We start from the raw sequence: 21,407 nt of genomic DNA on the forward strand, positions 1-21,407 counted from the left end.
CCGGGCGCCCCCGGTGATCCCCGAAGGTGAAAATCATCAAGAATGAGGATGTGCTGACGGTATCGGAGTGGTCAAAGCGTAGCTGTCAATCTGTTTCGCGCCGCCTTCTGGCGCTAAGGTTGCGGCAGGAATCCCGGACCAGGCCCTCCCGCACCCCTTTCCAGGAGTTGTGAGGAGTTCCGTCGGAAGCCGCGGCAGCGCGGCGGTCAAGTGAGCGAGAGATGTGAGTGCGGAATTCGGCATGACGACCAGGACCGAGGGGGACGTGGTCGTGGTCGTCCCCAGGGGGGACCTGGACGCCGTCACCTCCCCGGTGCTGGCCGCCGTGCTGGAGGAGCACCTCGGCGCGACGAACCCCTGCCGGGGGGTCGTCGTGGACTTCTCGGAGGTGGGGTTCTGCGATTCCCGGTGCATCGGCGTGCTGGTCGCCGGCTACCGGCAGGCCCGGGACCGCGGCATCGGCATGGCCGTGGCCGCCCCGCGGGGAGCGGTGCAGCGGCTGTTCGTGATCGCGGGGATCGACCAGGTGATCACCATCGAGGAGGACCTGGGACGCGCCGTCAAAGCGGTGACGGCGGGGTAGGCGGCGCGGCCGGCGGTCACAGTCGGAAGTGCACACGCACCACCGACCCCTCGGGTCCGCCGCGCACCTCCATGAAGTCGCACATCTGGCGGGTGATCCACAGACCGTAGCCGCGGGTGCCCAGCGCCCCGCTCGTCCGGTAGCCGCTGAGCGGGTCGGTCAACCGCCCCGCCTCGTCGTACACGTCGCACACGATCCGGCCGTTCTGACGCCACAGGGCGACCGTCCCCCTGCCCGCGCCGTGCTCCAGGACGTTCGCGACCAGTTCGTTGACCGCCGCCACCACGTCCTCCGCCAGCGCGTCGGGGACCTCCAGCAGGGCGGCGAGCCAGGCCACCTCGGCGCGCACGGCGCCCAGGTCCGCGGAGATCCTGATCCGGTGCGCGGACTCCCCGGGCGGCGGCAGCGGGTGGGCGGCGAGTTCCGCCCCCACCTCGTCCGGGGTGCGGTAGTGCGGACTGGGGCGGGGGCCGCGGCCGGTGACCACCGCGGGGTGGGTGCGCCACACGCCCTCCAGCGCGGAAGCGGGCGTCGACCGCGCGTCGTGGACGCACAGCAGCCGGACCCGGTGCCGGGCCAGCGCCAGGTTCAGCACGGAGTCCAGCAGCCGCCACTCGCGCAGGGCCAGCGGATCCTCCGCGGGGAGGAGCGGTTGCCCCACGACGGTGGTCCGCCGTCGTGGGGAGGCGTTCGCGGTCCGGTGCAGCAGCGCCAGGGTCCGCCCCGGACTGCGGTAGAAGGAGGACCTGTCGAGGAACTCGACACCGTGCCGGAGCGGTGGCGGCAGGCCCGTGCGCACGGCGTCCCGGGCGGCGCCGGCGAGGGCGAGGAGCACCCGGTCCCCCTCGCGCACCGAGTCCTCGACGAGCGGCAGGACCCGGGCGGTCAGCTCCCGCAGGGTACGGAAGACCAGGCCGGTGTGGACGAACTCCTCCGGCCTGGGGCGTTCCGCCTCGCTCCGAGCTGTCATGCCGCGGTCCGGATCCGGCGCCTCGCTTCCGCAGTCCTCCGGGACGACCCCGTGTTCCCCCCGCGCCTCCTAGGCATGGTCTCCGGCGGCCAACGGCAGCCTGGAGGCGGTCGACAGCAGCCGCTCGTAGATCCGCTCGGTCTCCGCGGCCACCCGGGGCCACTTGAAGCGGGAGGCGGCGCGGTCGGCGCCGGCGATCCCGTAGGCGGTGCGCTGGGTGCCGTCAGCCGCCAGGTGCCGCAGCTCGCGGGCCAGGGCTCCGGGACGGGCCGAGCGCAGCAGCACGCCGGTGGTGCCGTCGAGCATGGCGCCGGTCACGCTGCCCACCGCGCGGGCCACCACCGGAAGCCCGCAGGACATGGCCTCCAGGACGGCTCCCCCGTAGGGGTCGTAGGCGGTGGTGGACACGAACACGTCGGCGGACCGCAGCAGACGGGGCAGTTCCCGGCGGTTGACCGCTCCGGTGAGGGTGACGCGGTCGTTGACGCCCGCCTCCTTGGCCCGCCGCTCCAGGCGCTGGACGTTCGGGTCGATCGCGAGGTGGTCGGGGTGGGGGTCGCCGACGACGAGCAGTTCCCCGTCGGGCACCCGCACCATCATGTCGATCAGCGCGTCGGCGCCGCCCAGCGGGTCGAGGCGGGTGACCGCGATGACCCGCAGCTGCCGGTCCGCGGTGGGCCGCCGCCGCTGCCACGGCCCGTGCGCGGCGCCCTCGACGGTGAAGTGGTCGACGTCCACCCCGAACGGGACGACGTGGACACGGCTGCGCGGCACCCCCATCCGGGCCAGTTCGAAGCGCTGGTCGGCGGAGTTGACCAGGACCGCCCCGGCGTGCTGGGCGAGCGCGGCCTCCAGCCGGAGCCGCTGGGGAGGGGCGGGCAGGCCCACCCGCTGCTCGCTGACGCCCAGGGAGTGGAAGGTCTGCACGACGGGGAGACCGCATGCGAGGTCGCGCGTCGCGGCGAGCACGGCGAGACCGCTGCTCCACCCGAACGCGTGCACGACGTCGGGGAGATCGGAACGCAGCCGGTCGGTCAGCCCGCGGGCGAAGGCCGCGGTGTGCTCGGCGTGCTCGTCGGCCCGCAGCGGCCGCCGCGGTCCCGCGGTGACGGGTTCCACGACGACGCCGCGTCCCATGCGGGTGCGTCCGCTGATCCGCGGATCGGTGCACCGGGTGTGGACGGTGACCCGGTGCCCCAGCCGGGCCAGGTTGCGAGCCAGGTTGCACAGGTGCAGACTCTCGGCGTCGGTGGGTTCACCCCGGTGTGCGGGGATCGGGGTGGCGTGTTCGGAAATCAGGGCGATCTTCACGTGCGACTCCTCAGCAAAAGCGGCTGGGCATGCCGGTCGTCCTCATGGCGACGTGGCGGTGCCGAAGGGATTCGCGCTGGGCAGTAGCGCGGGAAGGGCATGCCGGCGGGAGCCCGGACGGGCGACGACTCGTGTGGCGGAACGAGAACGAGAAAACGGAAGAGGGCAGACGCACACCGATCACACCTTTGGCCATTGCGGAAAACACAAAAAGCGCTCGTCCAGAACCACTGGCCGGGGCCAGGTGCGAGCGCACTGAGGCGAAGGTGTGTCTGCGTCTTAGACACCCAACGCCGGTCATTCTGCCAGATGCGCGGGAAGGCGACAAGCCCCGGTGGCGTGTTCCGGATCGCGGGCCGCTCGCAGCCCGGTGTTTGGCCTGTTCAGAGAAGGGCACGCGCTTTTGGCAGAGAGTGACCGAGCAGAGAAAGCCAGACGGAGGGGTTTCATGGAACGGTGGCTTCCGGCGTGGGTCCGGACCGCGGAGGCCGAGCCGGGAGGCGCCGATCCGATTCCGGACCACGTCGGCACGGGACGGTTGCGGGACCGTCGGGCCCTGGTGGTGGGGCACTTCGCCCCGGAGGGAGGGGTCGCCCGGGTCGTCGCCGCGGCCCTGGCCAAGGAGGGCGCCGCGGTCGCGGTCGCGGGGCCCGCGGAGGGGAGGCCGGGGGATTCTCCGGGCCGGGAGGAGTGGACGGCCGTGCCGCACACCGGTCCCGGGGTGCTGGCCACGGCCGTGCTCCTGACCGAACTGGGGGCGCACACGCTGCCGCTCCGCTGCGACCTGGACGACGAGGACGCCTGCCGGCGGGCGGTCGCCTGCACGGCCCTGGAGTTCGGCGGTGTGGACCTGCTGGTGACCTGCGGCGGGGAGGCCCCGGCGGCCGGGGCGGCGGAGGTCGACACCCCGCAGCCGGAGAGCTGTCCGCGCACCTCCGTGCTGGCGACGTTCTGGCTGGTCCAGGCGGCCGCGGTGTACATGCCGCGGGGGGCCGCGGTGGTGGTGACCTCGCACAGCGCCGGACGCTTCGGGGCCGCCGGGCACGTCGGCCGCGCCGTGGGCGAGGCGGGGGTGGTGAATCTGACCCGCTCGCTCGCCGAGCCGATGCGGGAGCGCGGCATCGCGATCAACTGCCTGGTCCGCGACGGGCAGGAGAAGCCCCACCGGACCGCCCGGGCCTACCTCGACCTGGCGACCGCCGCGCCCGGCCCGGACAGCGGTGCGATCCGCACGGTCCCCGGAATCCGCCGTTCCACGGCGTAGGATTCCACCGCCCGGCCCGCACCGGGACGGAGAGGAAAACATCCCCGAAAGGGGGTGAACCACTGTGCCCCGCCGGGCATCACACTCCCCGTAGGGAGTCGGGGGCCCGGAGCGGTCCGGTGGTTCCCGCGTGGAGGACGGCCAGGAACCGTCGGCCGGATACGGCGGTAAGGAAGGTGGCGGTCGTCTCGTACGGCGGTGGCGCACCGCCGGGAGGCGATCTCGGAGGTGAAGGCGCCGGGGACTGCGCACCAGCACGATTTCCGCCATGATGGACACGGATTTTGACCACGGCCGACCGTCCATCGGTACGGTTACATGATCAATGCGCCTCGGTTGCCGTCCAGCTGGGGCGCCGCTTGGCACTGTTCGGCTGCAATGCCGACGAAACAGGAGGTAGGGCGCATGGGTGTCGCTCGTGGGGCAGTCGAGGTCACGGTCCTCACGCACAGAGGCGCTGTCCGCCAGGCCAATGAGGACGCCGTGGTCATGGGCGCGCTCACGGTCGCGGGCGCCGAGATGAACGCACCGGCACACTGCTGGCTGCCCATCGCTGATCCCGTCATCATCGCGGTCGCCGACGGGTTGGGAGGACACGCCGCCGGTGAGATCGCCTCGGAGCACGCGGTCCACCGGATGGCCGAGAGCGGCCCCCAGCTGACCGGTCCGGAGTCGGTGGACCTGCTCCTCAAGCACATCGACGACGAGATCAAGGAGCACGCCGGGCAGCACGTGGAGTTCTCGGGCATGGGGACCACGGTCGCGGGGGTGCTGCTGACACCCGACGCGAACTACTGGTTCAACGTCGGCGACTCCCGGACGTACCGGTTGAAGGACTCCCGGCTGATCCAGCTGTCCGAGGACGACTCCCCGGTGCTGCCGCCCGCGGAGGACGGCCGTCCGGTCACGACGAACTACATCACCCAGTCGCTGGGCGGCAGCGGCAACACCGCCATGGTGCCGCACGTGGGCCAGGACACCGAGCCGGGGCCCGGTGCCTGGCTGATGTGCAGTGACGGACTGTCCGACCTGGTACCGCTGGAGGAGATGGAGCGCATCATCGCGGAGGCGGGCGACGACAACATCGCCGTCTACAACCTGTGGAAGGCCGCAATGAACGCGTCCGGGCGCGACAACATCAGCATCCTGCTGGTGCGCCGCCACTCCTGACCTCCGGTCCCGCGGTACCGGTGGTACCCCCTCCGGTGGGGGCAGGGAGGGGGCGTTCGCGGCGTCAGTCCCCGGAACCGGGGCGGCGGCGCAGGCGGATGACGATGATGGCGATCACCGCGATGCCGCCGATGGCCGCGAGGACACCCAGGACCGGGGCGAGAGGGCCGGCGAGGGAGCGGGCGTCGGTCGCCGCTTCCTCTTCGTCCGAGACGGGGGACGATGTGTCGTCCTCGCCCGGCTGTTCGGCCGGGGACGGGCTTTCGCTCTCGGCGGGTTCGGGGACGGCGGACTCGTCCAGGGTGAAGCTCAGGGAGTCCGAGAGCGGGTGGCCGTCGGCGGAGATGATCCGGTACTCGACGGTGTACTCGCCGGGCTGGGTCAGCGGGGTCAGGCCGACGGAGGCGGTCACCCCGTCGATGACGACCTCTCCGTCAGCGTGGTCGGTCCCGTCCGGGCCGGTCACCACGATTCCGTTGCCGCCTTCCATGACGTTGGCGTTGAAGGTCAGCACCACCTCTTCCGGGGGGGCGTCGAGCGTGGCTCCGTCCTCGGGGGACGAGGAGACCAGGGTGTTGTGCGCTTGCGCGGCGGGGGCGAGGCCCACCGACAGCGCCAGGGCGAGCAGGAGACCTGTCAGCAGCGCGGTGATCCGACCGCCGGGGGACGAAGCGGAAGTAGCTGGCATCGACTGGACCTTTCCGATGTCTGCGTCGTGATCGGGCGGAGGACACGTGTCCACCGCAGGGCACGCTTCTCCGGGAGGATGCCCGTCACCCCCGACGCTACCCCCCGGGCCGCCGTCATGCCGTTCGGGAAGAACCGGGCCGGTACACGCGTGAGCCGCCGGGCCCGACCACCCGGCGGCTCACGCACGACCTTTCCGAGGCTGGAGTCAGCTTGCCGCTGGCAGCAGCTCCCTGCGCAGATAGCGGCGCTCCTCGGGGGTGGTCGCCCCCCACACCCCGTGTGCCTCACCGGCTCGCAGGGCCCACCGCAGACATTCTTGGCGAACAGTGCAGCTGCGGCAGATGGCCTTGGCGAGTTCCACGGTTTCGCGTCCGGGGCCGGTCGTGCTCACCGGAAAGAAAAGCTCGGGGTCGTAGTTGCGGCACGCTCCCTGCCGGACCCAGTCTTCGCTCTCGTGGTAAAGGCGGTTCACCAGGCGCCTCCGATCCCTGGCTCGTGGCTCTGACTCCCCGGCGGAACCGTCGGGGACCGTGGCCCTGTCGCGGCTGGTTCTGACTCCGTCGGCCGTGGTGCGGCTGTCGTTGTCGGTGTACGGTCGGGCGCCCCGGCCGCGGCGACAGGTGGTAGGGCGCCTCAGCGCCTCCTGTCGACCGATTGTAGTACTACGTTCGGTCGTACTACGCAAAGTCCTAGAAAAGTCGGCCCAAAGGTCGTGCTGGTGCGGCCGGGAGACCCCTCTCCCGCACGGGCCGGGAAGCCCTGGCAGGGCGGGGAATCAGCGCGGCGGTGGCGGCCGTGATTGATCGGTCCTTTGCACCGAATTCGTGTGAGCTAATTCACCCTTAAAGTTCTCTTGGATTTCTCACAGGTAAGCGTGGGGCCCGCACTACCCGTGGGACGGCGGTTCACACCACGAGCTTCCGGAGACTTGGGAAGACCGGCGGTATCCCCTGGTGAGCCACCGGGCAGAAGAGGGGGCGGCGCTCGCTGCGAGAGGGGGAGACGGTGGCGCAAAGTAGCGGCCCCAGGCAAAGGGTCCTGTCCTACCCGGCGGCAACACCAGCGAAACATATGCCGGGTCTGTCACGAAAATCCTGCTCAGAAACGTTCGCTAGGGTCCTTCGACGTGTTTGAACAAACGACCCCACCGGTCGACCGACATAGCCTGGACACAGAGTGTAACCATTCGACTGTGGCCGCCGAGACCGGCGACGTGCTCCTGGAACCGCCCTCGCTGGACGACGGCCGGCGACTGTGGCAGCTCGCCAGGGACTCGGGCCTGGACGTGAACTCCCCCTACGCCTACGTGCTGTGGTGCCGCGACTTCGCCGCCACATCGCTGGTGGCCCGCGACAGCGCGGGCACCGTGCGCGGGTTCGTCACCGGATACGTGCGACCCGAGGCGCCCGACACCTACTTCCTCTGGCAGGTCGCGGTGGACTCCGCGTTCCGCGGCCGCCGACTGGCCCGCAGGATGCTCGACCGCGTCGGAGCCCGCATCGCCGAACGCGGCATCCGCTACCTCGAAGCCACGGTCACCCCCGACAACACGGCGTCGCGGGCCCTCTTCACCTCCTTCGCCCGTGCCAGGTCAGCCGACCTTTCCTGGTCCCCGTTGTTTGACCGCGGACATTTCCCGGCAGAGAACTCCGAGCAGCACGAACGCGAGGACCTCGTCCGCATCGGCCCCCTGAGCTGACGGACCCGGACCCGCCCGGGCGGTTCCGACCGCCGCAAGCGTGCCCTGAAAACCAGGAGAAAAAGGAGATCCGTGATGGAAACCTTCTCCCACCTTGAGTCCGAAGTCCGCAGCTACTGCCGGGGATGGCCGACCCTCTTCGACAAGGCGCGCGGCAGCCGCGTCTACGACACCTCCGGCCGCGACTACCTCGACTTCTTCGCCGGAGCCGGGTCGCTCAACTACGGCCACAACAACCCCGCGCTCAAGTCCGCGCTGCTGGACTACCTGGGCAGCGACTCGGTCGTGCACAGCCTGGACGCCTACACCGTCGCCAAACGCGACTTCCTGAGCACCTTCGAGGAGGTGATCCTCCGACCCCGGGGCCTGGACTACAAGGTGCAGTTCCCCGGCCCAGCGGGCAACAACGCGGTCGAGGCGGCCCTCAAACTCGCCCGCAAGGTCACCGGCCGCGAGACGGTCATCAGCTTCACCAACAGCTTCCACGGCATGACGCTGGGGGCGCTCGCGGTGACCGGAAACTCGATGAAGCGCGGCGGCGCGGGAGTGCCGCTCAGCCACACCGCCACCATGCCGTTCGACAACTACATGGACGGCCAGGTGCCCGACTTCCTGTGGCTGCGCAGCCTGCTGGAGGACAGCGGCAGCGGACTGGACCGGCCCGCCGCGGTCATCGTGGAGACGGTCCAGGGCGAGGGCGGCATCAACGTGGCCAGCGCCAAGTGGCTGCGCGGCCTGGCCGAGCTGTGCCAGGAGTACGAGCTGCTGCTCATCGTCGACGACATCCAGATGGGCTGCGGCCGCACCGGTCCCTTCTTCAGCTTCGAGGAGGCCGGGATCGTGCCGGACATCGTCACCCTGTCCAAGTCGATCAGCGGCTACGGCCTGCCGCTGGCGCTGACGCTGTTCAAGCGGGAGCTGGACGTGTGGGAGCCCGGTGAGCACAACGGCACCTTCCGCGGGTTCAACCCGGCCTTCCTCACCGCGACCGTGGCGCTCGACACCTACTGGCGGGACGAGGTCTTCCAGAAGGAGACCCTGGCCAAGGGAGACCTGATCGCCGAGCGGCTCGACGCGATCGCCGACGAGCACGCCGAGGCCGGAGCGACCACGCGCGGCCGCGGCATGGCGCGCGGCCTGGTGCTCCCGGGCGAGGGCGACGCCAAGCGGGTGTGCGCCGAGGCGTTCGAGCGCGGCCTGCTCATGGAGACCTCCGGCCCCGAGGACGAGGTGGCGAAACTGCTGCCGCCGCTGACCACCTCCGTCACCGAACTGGAGGAGGGCCTGGACATCCTCGCCGAGTCGGTGCGCGCGGCGATCCGCACTCCCCAGCCCGCCTGACCCGTCCCCGCGGGCAGGCCACCGTTCCCGACGGCCCCGGTCGGGGCGCGTTCCCGGCGGTCCTGCGCGGTCGCCTGGATGCACATGCAGGTGCATATGCATCCAGGGCGGTTGTGCGGGGCCGCCTCCCGCCGGAAGCCGTCACCACCACCGAAAGGAAACCACCGCATGATCGTGCGCAGTCTGGACGACGTCAACGGCACCGACGCCGACATCGTCACCGAGAACTGGCGCAGCCGCCGCATCGTCCTGGCCCGGGACGGCGTCGGCTTCTCGTTCCACGAAACCGTCCTGTACGCGGGCACCGAAACGTCGATGTGGTACGCCAACCACATCGAACTGGTGCACTGCATCGAGGGTGAGGCCGAGGTCACCAACGACGAGACCGGCGAGACGTTCCTCATCAAGCCAGGCATGCTCTACCTGCTTGACGGGCATGAGCACCACACGGTTCGGCCCAAGACCGACTTCCGGGTGTTGTGCGTGTTCAACCCGCCGGTCACCGGACGCGAGGTGCACGACGAGAACGGCGCCTACCCGCTGCTGACTGAGGAGGCCGTAGCCGCCGACTGATACGGAATCCGTGCGCGTCGAACCGTTCGCAGACAAGAGAGAACCCGTGAGGGGGAACCGAATGACTGCTCTGACCAACGAGGCTGCACGACAGACCGCCGACGACTACCCCACCCGCAAGGCGAGCGAGCCCGCCCTGCTCTACCGCAAGCACCCGGTCGTCTGGGGAGACCGCGAGGGCCCCATCGACTCCGAGACCCTCGACAGCTACGAGGCCAAGGGCTACCTGCAGGTCGAGCAGCTGCTCACCGCCGACGAACTGGCCGCCTGCCGGGCCGAACTGGACCGGCTGAGCTCCGACGAGGAACTCAAGCGCGACGAGCGCGTCGTGGTCGAGCGCACCTCCAACGAGGTCCGCTCCGTCTTCGACGTGCACAAGATCAGCCCGCTCTTCGCCGACCTGGTGCGCGACCCGCGCGTCGTGGGCCGCGCCCGCCAGATCCTCGGCTCCGACGTCTACGTGCACCAGAGCCGCATCAACTACAAGCCGGGCTTCGGCGGCGGCGACTTCTACTGGCACTCCGACTTCGAGACCTGGCACGCCGAGGACGGGATGCCGCAGCCGCGGGCGACCAGCATCTCCATCGCGCTCACCGAGAACTACGTGCACAACGGCGCGCTGATGATCATGCCCGGCTCGCACAAGACGTTCGTCTCGTGCGTCGGCCGGACCCCGGAGGACCACTACCGGGAGTCCCTGAAGAAGCAGGAGATCGGCGTTCCCGACCAGAACAGCCTCACCATCCTGGCCGAGAAGCACGGCATCGACGTGCTCACCGGCCCGGCTGGCAGCGCGATCATGTTCGACTGCAACTGCATGCACGGATCCGGCGGCAACATCACGCCGTTCCCGCGGTCGAACATCTTCATCGTGTTCAACAGCGTCGAGAACACCTGCGGCGCACCGTTCTCCGCACCCCGTCCGCGCCCCGCATTCCTGGGGGCGCGTGACTTCACACCCGTGATGTAGCGGACCGGCGGCGGTGTCCCGCACCCCGCGGGACGCCGCCGCCCCCGACCCGCCGACGCGGCCCCCCCGGCCGGATCCCCGACAACCGCCCCCGCGAGGGCCTACCCCTTCGAACCCCCCACCCCCCACCCGAGCGTTGCGGCCCCCCGTCGCCGCCAACGCTCACGGACAGGAGCGACACCATGACCGATCACAAGAACCTGGACCGCCGCGGCCTCTTCCGCGCCGGAGGAATCGGACTGGCCGCGGTCGCCCTGGGCCCCGCCCTGGCTGCCTGCTCCCGCACCGAGGACACCGTGACCCTGGACAGCTTGCGGGAACAGGGCTACATCCGGGTCGCGATCAACAACGAGGCCCCCTTCGGCTACATCGGCGAGGACGGCGAGGTGACCGGCTCCTCCCCCGAGCTGCTCCGCGCCATCTTCGCGGAACTGGGCGTCGACGACGTCCGAGCCGAGTCCGTGGCCTGGGACGGACTCATCCCCGGACTGAAGGCCAAGCGGTTCGACGCGGTGGCCGCCGGAATGTACGTCACCCCCGAGCGGTGCGCCGAGGTCGCGTTCGCCGAACCCGACTACCGCATCCTCCAGGCGTTCCTCGTCCCCTCCGGCAACCCCCACGGCCTGAGCACCTTCGACGACATCGCCGCCGACCCCGACGTCACGGTGGCCGTGCTCAACGCCTCCGTGGAGCAGGGCTACGCCGAGGGCGCGGGCGTGCCCGCCGACCAGATCGAGACCGTCGACAACCAGGTCAGCGCCTACGAACTGCTGCAGAAGGGCCGGGTCGACGCGGTCGCGCTGAGCACCATCTCGCTCAACCGGCTGCTGGAGCAGCGCGGCGGCGACTTCGAGGTCACCGAAGGCTTCATCCCGGTGGTGGACGGCGAGGAGGTCACCCCCGCCGGAGCCCTCGCCTTCCGCAAGAGCGACACCGCACTCCTCGACGAGGTCAACCGGGTGCTCGCCGAGTTCAAGGAGAACGGCCGGCTGCTGGAGATCATCGAGCCGTTCGGCTTCACCGAGCAGGAGCTGCCCGGCGACCTGACCATCGAACAGCTCTGCCAGGCCTGAGGGCGGCAGCCGACGTGGACTTCTTCATCGACCGGCTCCCGCTCTACCTGAGCGGGGCCGGAACCACCCTCGTGATCACCCTGCTCGGGGCCGCGCTCGCCTTCGTCCTCGCCATGGTCGTGGGCCTGCTCGGGACCCTGCGCAACCTGGCCGCGCGCGCCGTCGCCACCTGTTACACCGAGACGTTCCGCGGTGTGGCCGCGCTGGTCCTGATGTACTGGATGGCGTTCGCGATCCCCCAGCTCACCCCCTACGAAATCGACCCGGTGTTCGCCGCGGTGCTGGCGCTCGGCCTCAACGTCGGCGCCTACGGGGCCGAGGTGGTGCGGGCCGCCGTCAACGCGGTGCCCCCGACGCAGATCGAAGCCACCGTCGCGCTCAACATGTCGTGGTGGCGGCGCACGTGGGCGGTGGTGCTGCCGCAGGCGTGGGCGCAGATGCTGCCCACCTTCGGCAACCTCGTCATCGAACTGATGAAGGCCACCGCCATCGTGTCGCTGATCGGGGTCGCCGACCTGACCCGCATCGCCCAGGAGCAGCGGGCCGCCACCGGAGACACGATCGCGGCCTTCGCCGGGGCCCTGGTCGTCTACTTCGTGCTCGCCCAGCTGCTCATCATCGGCATGCGGCTGCTGGAACGCCGGGCCAACCGGAGGCTGGGGCGGCTCCCCGCCTCCGACAGCGGACTGTGGTCCCTGCTGCGGCCCCCGCCCGTCACCGCCGCCGGAGGTGGCCGCTGATGACCTGGGACTGGGAGTTCACCGGGAAGATCGTCCCCGACCTGCTCGACGGGCTGGTCGTCACCGTCCAGGCCACCCTGCTGGGCTACGTGCTGGCGCTCGTCCTGGGACTGGCGGTGGCGCTGGCGCGCCGCGTGCCGGTGCTCGGGACCGCGGTGTTCGCGGTCATGGAGTTCATCCGCTGCACCCCGCTGCTGGTGCAGCTGGTCTTCGTGTTCTACCTGGCGCCGAGCTACGTCTCGGCGTTCACGGTCGGCGTCGCGGTCCTGGGCGTGCACTACGCCGCCTACACCGCCGAGGTGTACCGCTCCGGGATCGAGGGCGTGCCGCCGGGACAGTGGGAGGCGTGCCGGGCGCTGAGCCTGCCCGCGCACCGCACCTGGGGCGCGGTGGTGCTGCCGCAGGCGGTCCGCAAGGTGATCCCCGCACTCGGCAACTACCTGATCGCCATGTTCAAGGACACGCCCCTGCTGTTCGCGATCACCGTCGGCGAACTGATGTACCAGGCCTCGCGGATCGGCGGCGTGCACTTCCGCTACCTGGAGGCCATGACCCTGGTCGGCCTGTTCTTCCTCCTGGTGAGCGTGCCTTCGGCCATCATCATCCGACAACTGGAGCGACGCTATGCCGCAGTCTGAACCCTCCCCCGGCACCGACCAGCACGAGCAGGAGCCGCTCATCCGCTTCGACGGGGTGGTCAAGCGGTTCGGCGCCAACACCGTCCTCGACCACCTGGACTTCACCGTCGCCCCCGGCGAACGGGTCACCCTCATCGGCCCGAGCGGTTCCGGCAAGACCACCATCCTGCGTCTGCTGATGACGTTGGAGCAGGTCACCAACGGCGTCATCTGGGTCGGCGGGGAACCGCTCAGCCACATGCACCGGGGCGGCCGCCTGGTCCGCGCCAACGAGCAGCACCAGCGCCGGGTGCGCAGGCAGATCGGCATGGTCTTCCAGCAGTTCAACCTGTTCCCGAACATGACCGTGCGGCAGAACATCACCGAGGGGCCCGTCCACAGCCTGGGCGTGCCCCGCGTGGAGGCCGACCGGCGGGCCGCGGAACTGCTGGAGATGGTGGACCTCGCCGACAAGATCGACGCCCACCCCACCCAGCTGTCCGGCGGCCAGCAGCAGCGCGTCGCCATCGCGCGCGCCTTGGCGATGAGCCCGAGAATCCTGCTGCTGGACGAGGTCACCTCCGCCCTCGACCCGGAACTGGTCACCGGAGTCCTCGACGTGCTGCGCACCGTCGCCGAGACCACCGACATCACCATGCTGCTGGTCACGCACGAGATGCAGTTCGCCCGGGACGTCTCCCACCGGGTGCTGATGTTCGACCAGGGCCGCATCGTCGAGGAAGGGCCGCCCGAGCAGATCTTCGGCGACCCCCGCCAGGAGCGCACCCGCGCCTTCCTGCACGCGGTCCTGGACTAGGGCCCCGCCGGGCCGGTACCGCGCACCCCCGCGGCACCGGCCCGGCGGCGCGGACGAGGAGGAGCCCCGGGAAGGGTTCCCCGCCCGGCATGACCCACCACGCGGCTGGGTACACTCCCCCCGGACAAGAGAACAGGGATGCGTCTGGTGCAGGCAATCCGGTCGAAACCCGGAGCGGTCGCGCCACTGTGGACGGGCACAAGCCCGTGAGCCAGAAAACTCACCCGACGCGTGTGGTCTCTGTGGGACGCGTAATCCTGTAAGGAGTGACCATGTCAGCCGTCCATGCCCCCCGGGTCGGCGCGGAGTTGGGCCCCGTCCCGCTCGCGCTCACCGCCACTGCGGTGACCGTCCTCGCCCTCCTCGTCCTCTACCTGGTCGGCTTCGACCAGGGAGCCGTCTCCCGCACGGGAATGTACCTGCACGAACTGATGCACGACGGCCGCCACCTCATGGGGGTCCCGTGTCACTGACCTCCCCCGCCGTCTCCCCGCCGGTCCGTCCGCTGCGGGGCACCTACCTGCAACTGCTGCTCCGCGGGCTGCTGGCCGGACTGCTGGCCGGGCTGGTCGCGGGCGCCGTCGCCTTCCTCCTCGGCGAACCCCAGATCGAGGCGGCCATCGCCCTGGAAGAGCAGGCAGCCGTCTCCCACGACCACGGAGCAGACGAAGGCCACGCCCACTCCCACGGAGAGGACGCACTGGTCAGCCGTACCGGACAGCAGGTGGGACTGTTCCTCGCCACCGGCCTTGCGGGTATGGCGCTGGGAGCGCTCTACGCCTCGGTGCTCTCCGCGGCCCGGCACCGCAGCCGGCTCAGCGGACCGGTGCTCGCGCTGGTCGCCGCCGGACTGGGATGGGCGGCCGTCGCGGCGGTGCCGTTCGGTAAGTACCCCGCCAACCCGCCCGCGGTGGGCGCCCCCGAGACGATCGACCAGCGCACCCTGCTCTGGGCGGCCGCGGTGCTCCTCGGCCTCGCCGCGGCCGCGGCCGCCGTGGCCGCCGCGCGCGCACTGCCGTCCGGGACGTCGCTCGCCTCGCGTCTCACGGCCCCCCTCGCCGTGTTCCTCGCGGTGGTCTGTGTCGGCTACCTCGCCCTCCCCGGAATCGACGAGGTCGGCGAAGACTTCCCCGCCACCTTGCTGTGGGAATTCCGCACGGCCTCGCTGGCCACCCAGGCCAGCCTCTGGCTGGTGCTGGGAGTGGCCTTCGCCTGGCTGACCGAACGGTTCGACCGCCGGTCGGCGGCCGGAACGCGAGGAGACCGATGAGTACGGCACGGGGCCTGCTGGTGGCCGGGACCACGTCCGACGCGGGCAAGTCCGTGGTCACCAGCGCCCTGTGCCGGGCCCTGGCCCGGCGCGGGATCAGGGTGGCGCCGTTCAAGGCGCAGAACATGTCGAACAACTCCATGGTGGTCGCGGACCCCGACGGGCGGGCCGCCGAGATCGGCCGCGCCCAGTGGGTCCAGGCGCTCGCCGCGCGCGCCGAACCCGAGACCGCCATGAACCCGGTGCTGCTCAAACCCGGCGGCGACCGCACCAGCCACGTCGTGCTGCGGGGCCGCCCCTCCGGCCGGTTGCGGGCAGGCGAGTTCGCGGGCGGGCGCGCCACGCTCACCGAGGCCGCGCACGCCGCGCTGGCGGAGCTGCGCTCCCGCTACGACGTGGTGGTCTGCGAGGGCGCGGGCGGCGTCGCCGAGATCAACCTGCGCGCCCACGACTACGTCAACATGGGCCTGGCGCGCGCCGCCGACCTGCCCGTCGTCGTGGTCGGCGACATCGACCGGGGCGGCGTGTTCGCCGCGCTGTACGGGTCGCTGGCCCTACTCGACCCCGCCGACCAGGCCCTGGTTGCCGGGTTCGTCATCAACAAGTTCCGGGGCGACGCGGCCCTGCTGGACCCGGGGCTGAAGACCCTGGAGGACCTGACCGGCCGGCCCGTACTCGGCGTCCTGCCCTGGCAGCGCGACCTGTGGCTGGACTCCGAGGACTCGCTGGCCCTCACCGCCCGCGAGGCGGACGCCGCGGCCGCCCCCGCGCTGCGGGTGGCCGTGGTGATGCTGCCCCGGATCAGCAACTTCACCGACGTCGACGCCCTGTGCCTGGAACCGGACCTGCGCGTCGACTTCGTAACCGACCCCCGGCCGCTGGCCTCCGCCGACGTTGTCGTCCTGCCCGGCACCCGCGCCACCCTCGCCGACCTGGAGTGGCTGCGTTCCCGCGGCCTGGACACCGCGATCACCGGCCACGCCCGCCGGGGCGGCACGGTGCTGGGCCTCTGCGGCGGCTGCCAGATGCTGGGCCGTACGATTCGCGACCCCGACGGCGTGGAGGGCTCGGCCGGGCGCACCGCCGCCGGACTGGGCCTGCTCGACCTGGAGACCGTCTTCACCCGCGACAAGGTGCTGCGCCTGCCCTCCGGGAAGTGGCGGGGCGTGCCCGTCGGCGGATACGAGATCCACCACGGCCGCGTCCGGACCGGCCGGGGCGAGGCGTTCCCCGGCGGACTGCGCGACGGCTCCGTGTACGGCACGATGTGGCACGGCAGCCTGGAACACGACGCGTTCCGGGGCGCGTGGCTGGCGGCAGCCGCCGAGCACGCGGGACGCGACGGCGGCCGGTTCGGGCGGGTCAGCTTCGCCGCCGCCCGCGAGGCCCGCCTCGACCTGCTCGCCGACCTCGTGGAGGAGCACCTCGACATGGACGCCGTGCTGCGCCTGATCGCCGAGGGACCCCCGGTCCTGCCGACCGTGCGGGGAGAGCTGCGGTGACGGTGCTCGTCCTCGGCGGCACGGCCGAGGCGCGCGCCCTCGCCGAGGCGCTCGTCGCCGCCGGGACACCGGTGCTGTCCTCCCTCGCCGGACGGGTCAGCCGACCGCGCCTGCCCGTCGGCGGGGTGCACATCGGCGGCTTCGGCGGGGTCGGCGGACTCGTCGACTTCCTGCGCGGCAACGGGATCACCCGGGTGGTGGACGCCACCCACCCCTTCGCCGCGCGGATCTCCGCCAACGCGGCCGAGGCGTGCGCGCGGACCGGTGTGCCGCTGCTGCGCCTGGTCCGCCCCGGCTGGGCCGACGAGGCGGGCGCGGCCCGCTGGACCTGGGTGGACGACCACGACGAGGCCGCCCGACACGCCGCCGCGCTGGGCCGCCGTGTCCTCCTCACCACGGGACGGCAGACCCTGCACCGCTTCGTCGCCCCGCTCGCCCGGCACACGGTACTGGCCCGGGTGGTGGAGGCCGTGGACCTCGCACTGCCGCCGACGTGGACGCTGCTGCGCGACCGCGGCCCCTACACCCTCGACGGTGAGCGGACACTCATGCGCGAGCACTCCGTGGAGGTGCTGGTCACCAAGGACTCCGGCGGCTCCTACACCCGTGCCAAACTGGACGCCGCCGACGAGCTGGGCGTCGCCGTGGTGGTGGTGCGCCGCCCCCGGTACGGTGGAAACGCCCCCGAGGTCACGGACGTCCCCGCCGTCCTGGAGTGGCTAGGACCCACAAGACGATGATCTTGACGGTAGCGGGGGCGCAACCGCGGGTGACACCCCACTCCCGCCAAGATCATTAAGCCAACCGATCCGGTACCCGCTCCCGGTCACCGGGCGTGGACCGCCGCCGCGAACCGGGCCGCGGCCCGCGGACAGCCCGCCCAGTGGGTGTGCAGGTAGGAGGCGTGCAGCGTGGGACGGCCGAGGCCCGCCGGGTCGGCGGAGAAACCGTCGGGCCGTCCGTCCAGCAGCCAGGCCGGACCCGCCCGCTCCCCGGTGGACGCGACACCGGTGCGGTGGAACTCGTGCCCGGACACCCGGTCCCCCGCCTCCGCCAGCAGGGTCTCCTCCGGGGCCAGCGCCGCGTGGTAGCCCAAGGCCAGCTTCGGCGTCATGGCCCCCACCGCGTCGAGCGCGCCCACCATCGGCGCGCCGTCCACCTCGCGGCACAGGTACAGCAGCCCCGCGCACTCGGCGACCGTCGGCACCCCCGACCGTACCGCCTCCAGCAAGGCCGCGCGCAGCGCCGTATTCTGCGCCAGCTCCGCCGCGTACACCTCGGGGAAACCGCCGCCCAGGTAGAGCCCGGCGGTACCGTCGGGCAGGGCGGGCTCAGACGTCGGATCGAACACCACCGGGCGGCAGCCCGCGGCGCGCAGCAGCTCCTCGGTCTCGGCGTAGCGGAAGGTGAAGGCCCGCCCCCCGGCCACCGCCACCACCGGCCCGTCACCCTGCTCGGACGCGCTCGGCAGACCCGCCGCGGCGAGCGCCTCCTCCGGCGACCACGCCCGCGCGCGCAGCGGCGGCGCGGACCGCGCGACCTCCACCACCGCGGCCAGGTCCACCTGCGCGGCGATGCGTTCGGCCAACCGGTCCAGGACCGCCGCCGACTCGGCCCGCTCCTGGGCGGGCACCAGCCCCAGGTGCCGCGAGGGGGCGGCGATCCCGTCGTCGCGGCGCAGCGCCCCCAGCACCGGAACACCGATCTCCTCCATCGCGGAGGCGACCTCGGCGGCGTGCCGGTCCGACCCCACCCGGTTCAGCACAACCCCGGCGACCCGCACCCGGCGGTCGAACACCGCCATGCCCGCCACCACTGCCGCCGCCGACCGCGACGTGTGGGACACGTCCACCACCAGCACCACGGGGGCGTCGAGCACGGTGGCCACGTGCGCGGTGGACGCGAACCCGCGTCCCGCGAGCCGCCCGTCGTACAGGCCCATCATGCCCTCGACCACGGCCAGGTCGGCCGGCCGCGGGGTGCGCGCGCCGTGCAGCAGCAGCGGGGCCAGCAGCTCCTCACCGTGCAGGTGCACGTCGAGGTTGCGGCCCGGCCGCCCGGTGGCCAGGGCGTGGTAGCCGGGGTCGATGTAGTCCGGTCCGGCCTTGTGCCCCGACACCTCGTAGCCGGCGGCACGCAGCGCCGCCATGAGCCCGGTGGCCACCGTGGTCTTGCCGGCCCCCGAGGCGGGGGCGGCGACCACCAGTCGGGGCAGCGGCGTCACCGCATCGTCGTACGGGGGCTCACCACTCAATGCCGCGCTGCCCCTTCTGGCCCGCGTCCATCGGGTGCCGCACCTTCGTCATCTCCGTGACCAGGTCGGCCGCCTCCAGCAGCGCGGGGTGGGCGCGGCGGCCGGTGACCACCACGTGCTGGTGCCCGGGGCGGTCGCGCAGGGCCGCCACCACGTCGTCGACGTCGACCCAGCCCCAGGCGATGGGGTAAGTGAACTCGTCGAGCACGTACAGGTCGTGCCGCTGCTCGGCGAGGCGGCGCTTGACCTCGGCCCAGCCCTCCGCAGCCGCGGCCGCGTGGTCGGCCTCCGTGCCCGCCTTCCGCGACCACGACCAGCCCGACCCCATCTTGTGCCACTCGACCGGACCGCCCACGCCCTTCTCGGCGTGCACCCCGGCGAGCGCCTCCAACGCGGTCTGCTCCCCGATCCGCCACTTCGCGGACTTCACGAACTGGAACACCGCGATGCGCCAGCCCTGGTTCCAGCCGCGCAGCGCCAACCCGAACGCGGCGGTGGACTTCCCCTTGCCGTCACCGGTGTACACCATGAGCAGCGGCCGGTGGCGGCGCTGGCGGGTGGTGAGCCCGTCGTCGGGCACGACGGTCGGCTGTCCCTTGGGCATCAGGCGGCCCTCCCAGTGGCCTCGGCAACGGCGGACGTGATCGATTCGGCGCTGACCTCGCCGACGTGGGTGTACTCGGCCCCCATGCGGCGGGCCAGGGCGGCGGCCAGCCCCATCCGGAACCGGCCCGTCTCAGAGTCGATGACCAGCGCGGCGACCCCCTCGCGGGCCAGGTGGTCGGCGGCGCGCAGGGAGCGTTCCACCGCGGCGGGTCCGGCGGTGGCCCGACCGTCGGTGACCACCACGAGCAGGGCGCGCCGGTCGGGGTCGCGCAGCCGCTCCCGCCGCAGCGTCTCCGCCGCCTCCAGCAGGCCCTCGGCTAGCGGGGTGCGGCCCCCGGCGGGCAGCTCCCGCAGGCGGGCCGCCGCCACGTCCACCGACCCGGTGGGCGGCAGCACCAGGGTGGCGTCCCGGTCCCGGAAGGTCACCAGCCCCACCCGGTCGCGTCTGCGGTAGGCGTCCAGCAGCAAGGCGAGGACAGCCGTCTTGACCTGGGCCATGCGCCGCCGGGCAGCCATGGAGCCGGAGGCGTCCACGCACAGCAGCACCAGGTTGGACTCCCGGCCCTCGAGCACGGCCCGCCGCAGGTCGGCGGGGACGAGGGACAGCCGGGCGGGTCGGGACGCGGCGGAGCGCAGCGCGGCGGCACGGACCGTGGCGGCCAGGTGGATCGGTCCCGTCCCCCGGTCCGCCGGAACGTCGCCGACGGTGCGGCCCGCCGTGGTGACCGCCCGCGAACGGCGGCCCAGCGTGCCGTTGCCGGTTCCGGCGACCGTGAACAGCCGGGCACGGTACGCCTCCTCCGGGGCGGTGACGGACACCGGCGCCGGAACGTCGGGCCGGGGCTCGGCGTCGGGCGGGGCGGAAGCACCGGAGGGGTCCGCGGGCGCGGAGGAAGCGGAGCCCGCGTCGGACGGGACGGGGGAGTCCGGTCCGTCCTCCGGGGCGGGGCCGCCTCCCCCGCCCGGATCGTCCGGACCCGGATCCGGGTCGTCGCCGAGCACCTCGTCGAGCAGGTCCTCGTCCATGCCGGGACTGTCGAACGGGTTGCGCCGACGCCGGTGCGGCAGGGCGAGGCGGGCGGCGGCGCGCACATCGGCCCGGGTGACCTCGGTGCGGCCGCACCAGGCGGCGTGGGCCACGGCCGCGCGGGCGCACACCAGGTCGGCGCGCATGCCGTCCACGTCGAACGCGGCGCACACTTCGGCGACGGCGAGCAGCGCGTCCTCGCCGAGCACCACCTCCGGCAGGCGGGCGCGCGCCGCCGCCACGCGCTCGGACAGCTCCCGCTCCGCCGCGGCGTAGGCGGCGGTGAAGCCCTCCGGGTCGGCGTCGAACGCGAGCCGCCGCCGCACGATCTCCACCCGCAGCGCCGGATCGCGGGGCGCGGCGACCTCCACCGACAGGCCGAACCGGTCCAGCAGCTGCGGACGCAGCTCGCCCTCCTCCGGGTTCATCGTCCCCACCAGGCTGAACCGCGCGGCGTGGGTGAGCGACACCCCGTCGCGCTCCACGGTGGCGCGGCCCATGGCCGCCGCGTCGAGCAGCAGGTCCACCAGGTGGTCGTGGAGCAGGTTGACCTCGTCGACGTAGAGGATGCCGCGGTGGGCGCGGGCCAGCAGCCCCGGCTCGTACTCGACGCCGCCGCCCGACAGGGCCTTCTCCAGGTGCAGGGAGCCCACCACCCGGTCCTCGCCCGCACCCACCGGCAGCTCCACCAGACGCACCGGGCGGCTGACAGAGGCGGCCGACGGGGGATGCGGCCCGTCCGGGCAGGCGGGGTCGGGGGCGGCGGGATCACAGGAGAACCGGCAGTCGGCGACCACGGTGACCGGGGGGAGCAGGGCGGCCTGCGCGCGCACCGCCGTCGACTTCGCGGTGCCCTTCTCACCCCGGACGAGCACACCCCCGATCTCGGGGCTAACACCGGTCAGGATCAGGGCCAGCATCAGGTCGTCG

22 protein-coding genes are annotated in these 21,407 nt (G+C 72.3%); 15 read left to right on the forward strand and 7 right to left on the reverse strand.

Translation table 11 applies throughout. The features are described 5' to 3' along the window. Positions 1–241 precede the first annotated feature (241 nt). Entirely contained in the window at positions 242–583 is a 342-nt protein-coding gene (locus FOF52_RS19265) for an STAS domain-containing protein (RefSeq protein WP_248591313.1), read from the forward strand. Between the two features lie 16 nt (positions 584–599). Here the strand turns inward: FOF52_RS19265 and FOF52_RS19270 are convergent, their stop codons facing one another. Continuing rightward, positions 600–1,553, reverse strand: a complete 954-nt coding sequence (locus tag FOF52_RS19270; protein ID WP_248591314.1) for a sensor histidine kinase — start codon at positions 1,551–1,553, stop codon at positions 600–602. Between the two features lie 69 nt (positions 1,554–1,622). Then, entirely contained in the window at positions 1,623–2,864 is a 1,242-nt protein-coding gene (locus FOF52_RS19275) for a glycosyltransferase (protein WP_248591315.1), read from the reverse strand. 448 nt (positions 2,865–3,312) lie between these two features. Here FOF52_RS19275 and FOF52_RS19280 point away from each other — a divergent pair, with 448 nt between their 5' ends. Both FOF52_RS19280 and FOF52_RS19285 read left to right on the forward strand, forming a co-directional pair. Beyond that, positions 3,313–4,128 carry an SDR family oxidoreductase gene (locus tag FOF52_RS19280; RefSeq protein ID WP_248591316.1) on the forward strand — a complete coding sequence of 272 codons (816 nt, stop codon included), beginning with the start codon at positions 3,313–3,315 and terminating at the stop codon, positions 4,126–4,128. Between the two features lie 405 nt (positions 4,129–4,533). After that, a complete protein-coding gene (locus FOF52_RS19285; protein WP_068753613.1) occupies positions 4,534–5,298 on the forward strand; it encodes a PP2C family protein-serine/threonine phosphatase in 765 nt (254 codons plus the stop codon). A 64-nt stretch (positions 5,299–5,362) separates the two neighbouring features. Here FOF52_RS19285 and FOF52_RS19290 read toward each other — a convergent pair whose 3' ends face one another. Together FOF52_RS19290 and FOF52_RS19295 are read right to left on the reverse strand one after the other, a co-directional pair. Continuing rightward, positions 5,363–5,986 carry a copper resistance CopC family protein gene (locus FOF52_RS19290; protein WP_248591317.1) on the reverse strand — a complete coding sequence of 208 codons (624 nt, stop codon included), beginning with the start codon at positions 5,984–5,986 and terminating at the stop codon, positions 5,363–5,365. A 207-nt stretch (positions 5,987–6,193) separates the two neighbouring features. Further along, on the reverse strand, positions 6,194–6,460 hold the full coding sequence (locus tag FOF52_RS19295) for a WhiB family transcriptional regulator (protein WP_248591318.1): 267 nt from the start codon (positions 6,458–6,460) through the stop codon (positions 6,194–6,196). A 720-nt stretch (positions 6,461–7,180) separates the two neighbouring features. Here FOF52_RS19295 and ectA point away from each other — a divergent pair. From ectA to FOF52_RS19355, 12 genes are all read left to right on the forward strand, one after another. Then, positions 7,181–7,687 carry a diaminobutyrate acetyltransferase gene (gene ectA, locus FOF52_RS19300; RefSeq protein WP_282573721.1) on the forward strand — a complete coding sequence of 169 codons (507 nt, stop codon included), beginning with the start codon at positions 7,181–7,183 and terminating at the stop codon, positions 7,685–7,687. A gap of 75 nt (positions 7,688–7,762) precedes the next feature. Continuing rightward, positions 7,763–9,028 carry a diaminobutyrate--2-oxoglutarate transaminase gene (ectB, locus tag FOF52_RS19305; protein WP_248591319.1) on the forward strand — a complete coding sequence of 422 codons (1,266 nt, stop codon included), beginning with the start codon at positions 7,763–7,765 and terminating at the stop codon, positions 9,026–9,028. A gap of 168 nt (positions 9,029–9,196) precedes the next feature. Then, on the forward strand, positions 9,197–9,601 hold the full coding sequence (locus tag FOF52_RS19310) for an ectoine synthase (protein ID WP_248591320.1): 405 nt from the start codon (positions 9,197–9,199) through the stop codon (positions 9,599–9,601). Positions 9,602–9,662: 61 nt separating this feature from the next. Then, a complete protein-coding gene (gene thpD, locus FOF52_RS19315; protein ID WP_248591321.1) occupies positions 9,663–10,571 on the forward strand; it encodes an ectoine hydroxylase in 909 nt (302 codons plus the stop codon). 182 nt (positions 10,572–10,753) lie between these two features. After that, positions 10,754–11,644, forward strand: a complete 891-nt coding sequence (ehuB, locus tag FOF52_RS19320) for an ectoine/hydroxyectoine ABC transporter substrate-binding protein EhuB (protein WP_248591322.1) — start codon at positions 10,754–10,756, stop codon at positions 11,642–11,644. A 14-nt stretch (positions 11,645–11,658) separates the two neighbouring features. Continuing rightward, positions 11,659–12,384 (forward strand): ectoine/hydroxyectoine ABC transporter permease subunit EhuC, encoded by a 726-nt coding sequence (gene ehuC / locus FOF52_RS19325; protein WP_248591323.1) that lies wholly within the window; start codon positions 11,659–11,661, stop codon positions 12,382–12,384. Next, the gene (ehuD, locus tag FOF52_RS19330) at positions 12,384–13,022 is read left to right on the forward strand and encodes an ectoine/hydroxyectoine ABC transporter permease subunit EhuD (protein ID WP_248591324.1); all 639 of its coding nucleotides are present in this window, start codon (positions 12,384–12,386) and stop codon (positions 13,020–13,022) included. Before ehuC ends, ehuD begins: the two co-directional genes overlap by 1 nt. Continuing rightward, on the forward strand, positions 13,009–13,818 hold the full coding sequence (gene ehuA / locus FOF52_RS19335; protein WP_248591325.1) for an ectoine/hydroxyectoine ABC transporter ATP-binding protein EhuA: 810 nt from the start codon (positions 13,009–13,011) through the stop codon (positions 13,816–13,818). Before ehuD ends, ehuA begins: the two co-directional genes overlap by 14 nt. Positions 13,819–14,090: 272 nt before the next feature. Continuing rightward, complete coding sequence (locus FOF52_RS19340; RefSeq protein WP_068753598.1) at positions 14,091–14,291, forward strand: CbtB domain-containing protein; 201 nt, start codon at positions 14,091–14,093, stop codon at positions 14,289–14,291. After that, entirely contained in the window at positions 14,282–15,088 is an 807-nt protein-coding gene (locus FOF52_RS19345) for a CbtA family protein (protein WP_083947906.1), read from the forward strand. Before FOF52_RS19340 ends, FOF52_RS19345 begins: the two co-directional genes overlap by 10 nt. After that, positions 15,085–16,590 carry a cobyric acid synthase gene (locus FOF52_RS19350; protein ID WP_068753596.1) on the forward strand — a complete coding sequence of 502 codons (1,506 nt, stop codon included), beginning with the start codon at positions 15,085–15,087 and terminating at the stop codon, positions 16,588–16,590. Before FOF52_RS19345 ends, FOF52_RS19350 begins: the two co-directional genes overlap by 4 nt. Next, the gene (locus tag FOF52_RS19355; protein ID WP_068753594.1) at positions 16,587–17,330 is read left to right on the forward strand and encodes a cobalt-precorrin-6A reductase; all 744 of its coding nucleotides are present in this window, start codon (positions 16,587–16,589) and stop codon (positions 17,328–17,330) included. Before FOF52_RS19350 ends, FOF52_RS19355 begins: the two co-directional genes overlap by 4 nt. A gap of 86 nt (positions 17,331–17,416) precedes the next feature. Here the strand turns inward: FOF52_RS19355 and FOF52_RS19360 are convergent, their stop codons facing one another. The 3 genes from FOF52_RS19360 to FOF52_RS19370 are packed head-to-tail and all read right to left on the reverse strand — an operon-like array spanning position 17,417 to position 21,397. After that, positions 17,417–18,844, reverse strand: coding sequence for a cobyrinic acid a,c-diamide synthase CobB (locus FOF52_RS19360; RefSeq protein ID WP_248591326.1), 1,428 nt, complete (start codon positions 18,842–18,844; stop codon positions 17,417–17,419). Continuing rightward, on the reverse strand, positions 18,834–19,448 hold the full coding sequence (cobO, locus tag FOF52_RS19365) for a cob(I)yrinic acid a,c-diamide adenosyltransferase (protein WP_068753592.1): 615 nt from the start codon (positions 19,446–19,448) through the stop codon (positions 18,834–18,836). The genes FOF52_RS19360 and cobO overlap by 11 nt, the downstream gene beginning before the upstream one ends. Next, a complete protein-coding gene (locus tag FOF52_RS19370) occupies positions 19,448–21,397 on the reverse strand; it encodes a VWA domain-containing protein (RefSeq protein WP_198156320.1) in 1,950 nt (649 codons plus the stop codon). The genes cobO and FOF52_RS19370 overlap by 1 nt, the downstream gene beginning before the upstream one ends. Between the last annotated feature and the right edge of the window lie 10 nt (positions 21,398–21,407).

The sequence above is a fragment of the Thermobifida alba genome, assembly GCF_023208015.1.
GTDB lineage: Bacteria > Actinomycetota > Actinomycetes > Streptosporangiales > Streptosporangiaceae > Thermobifida > Thermobifida alba.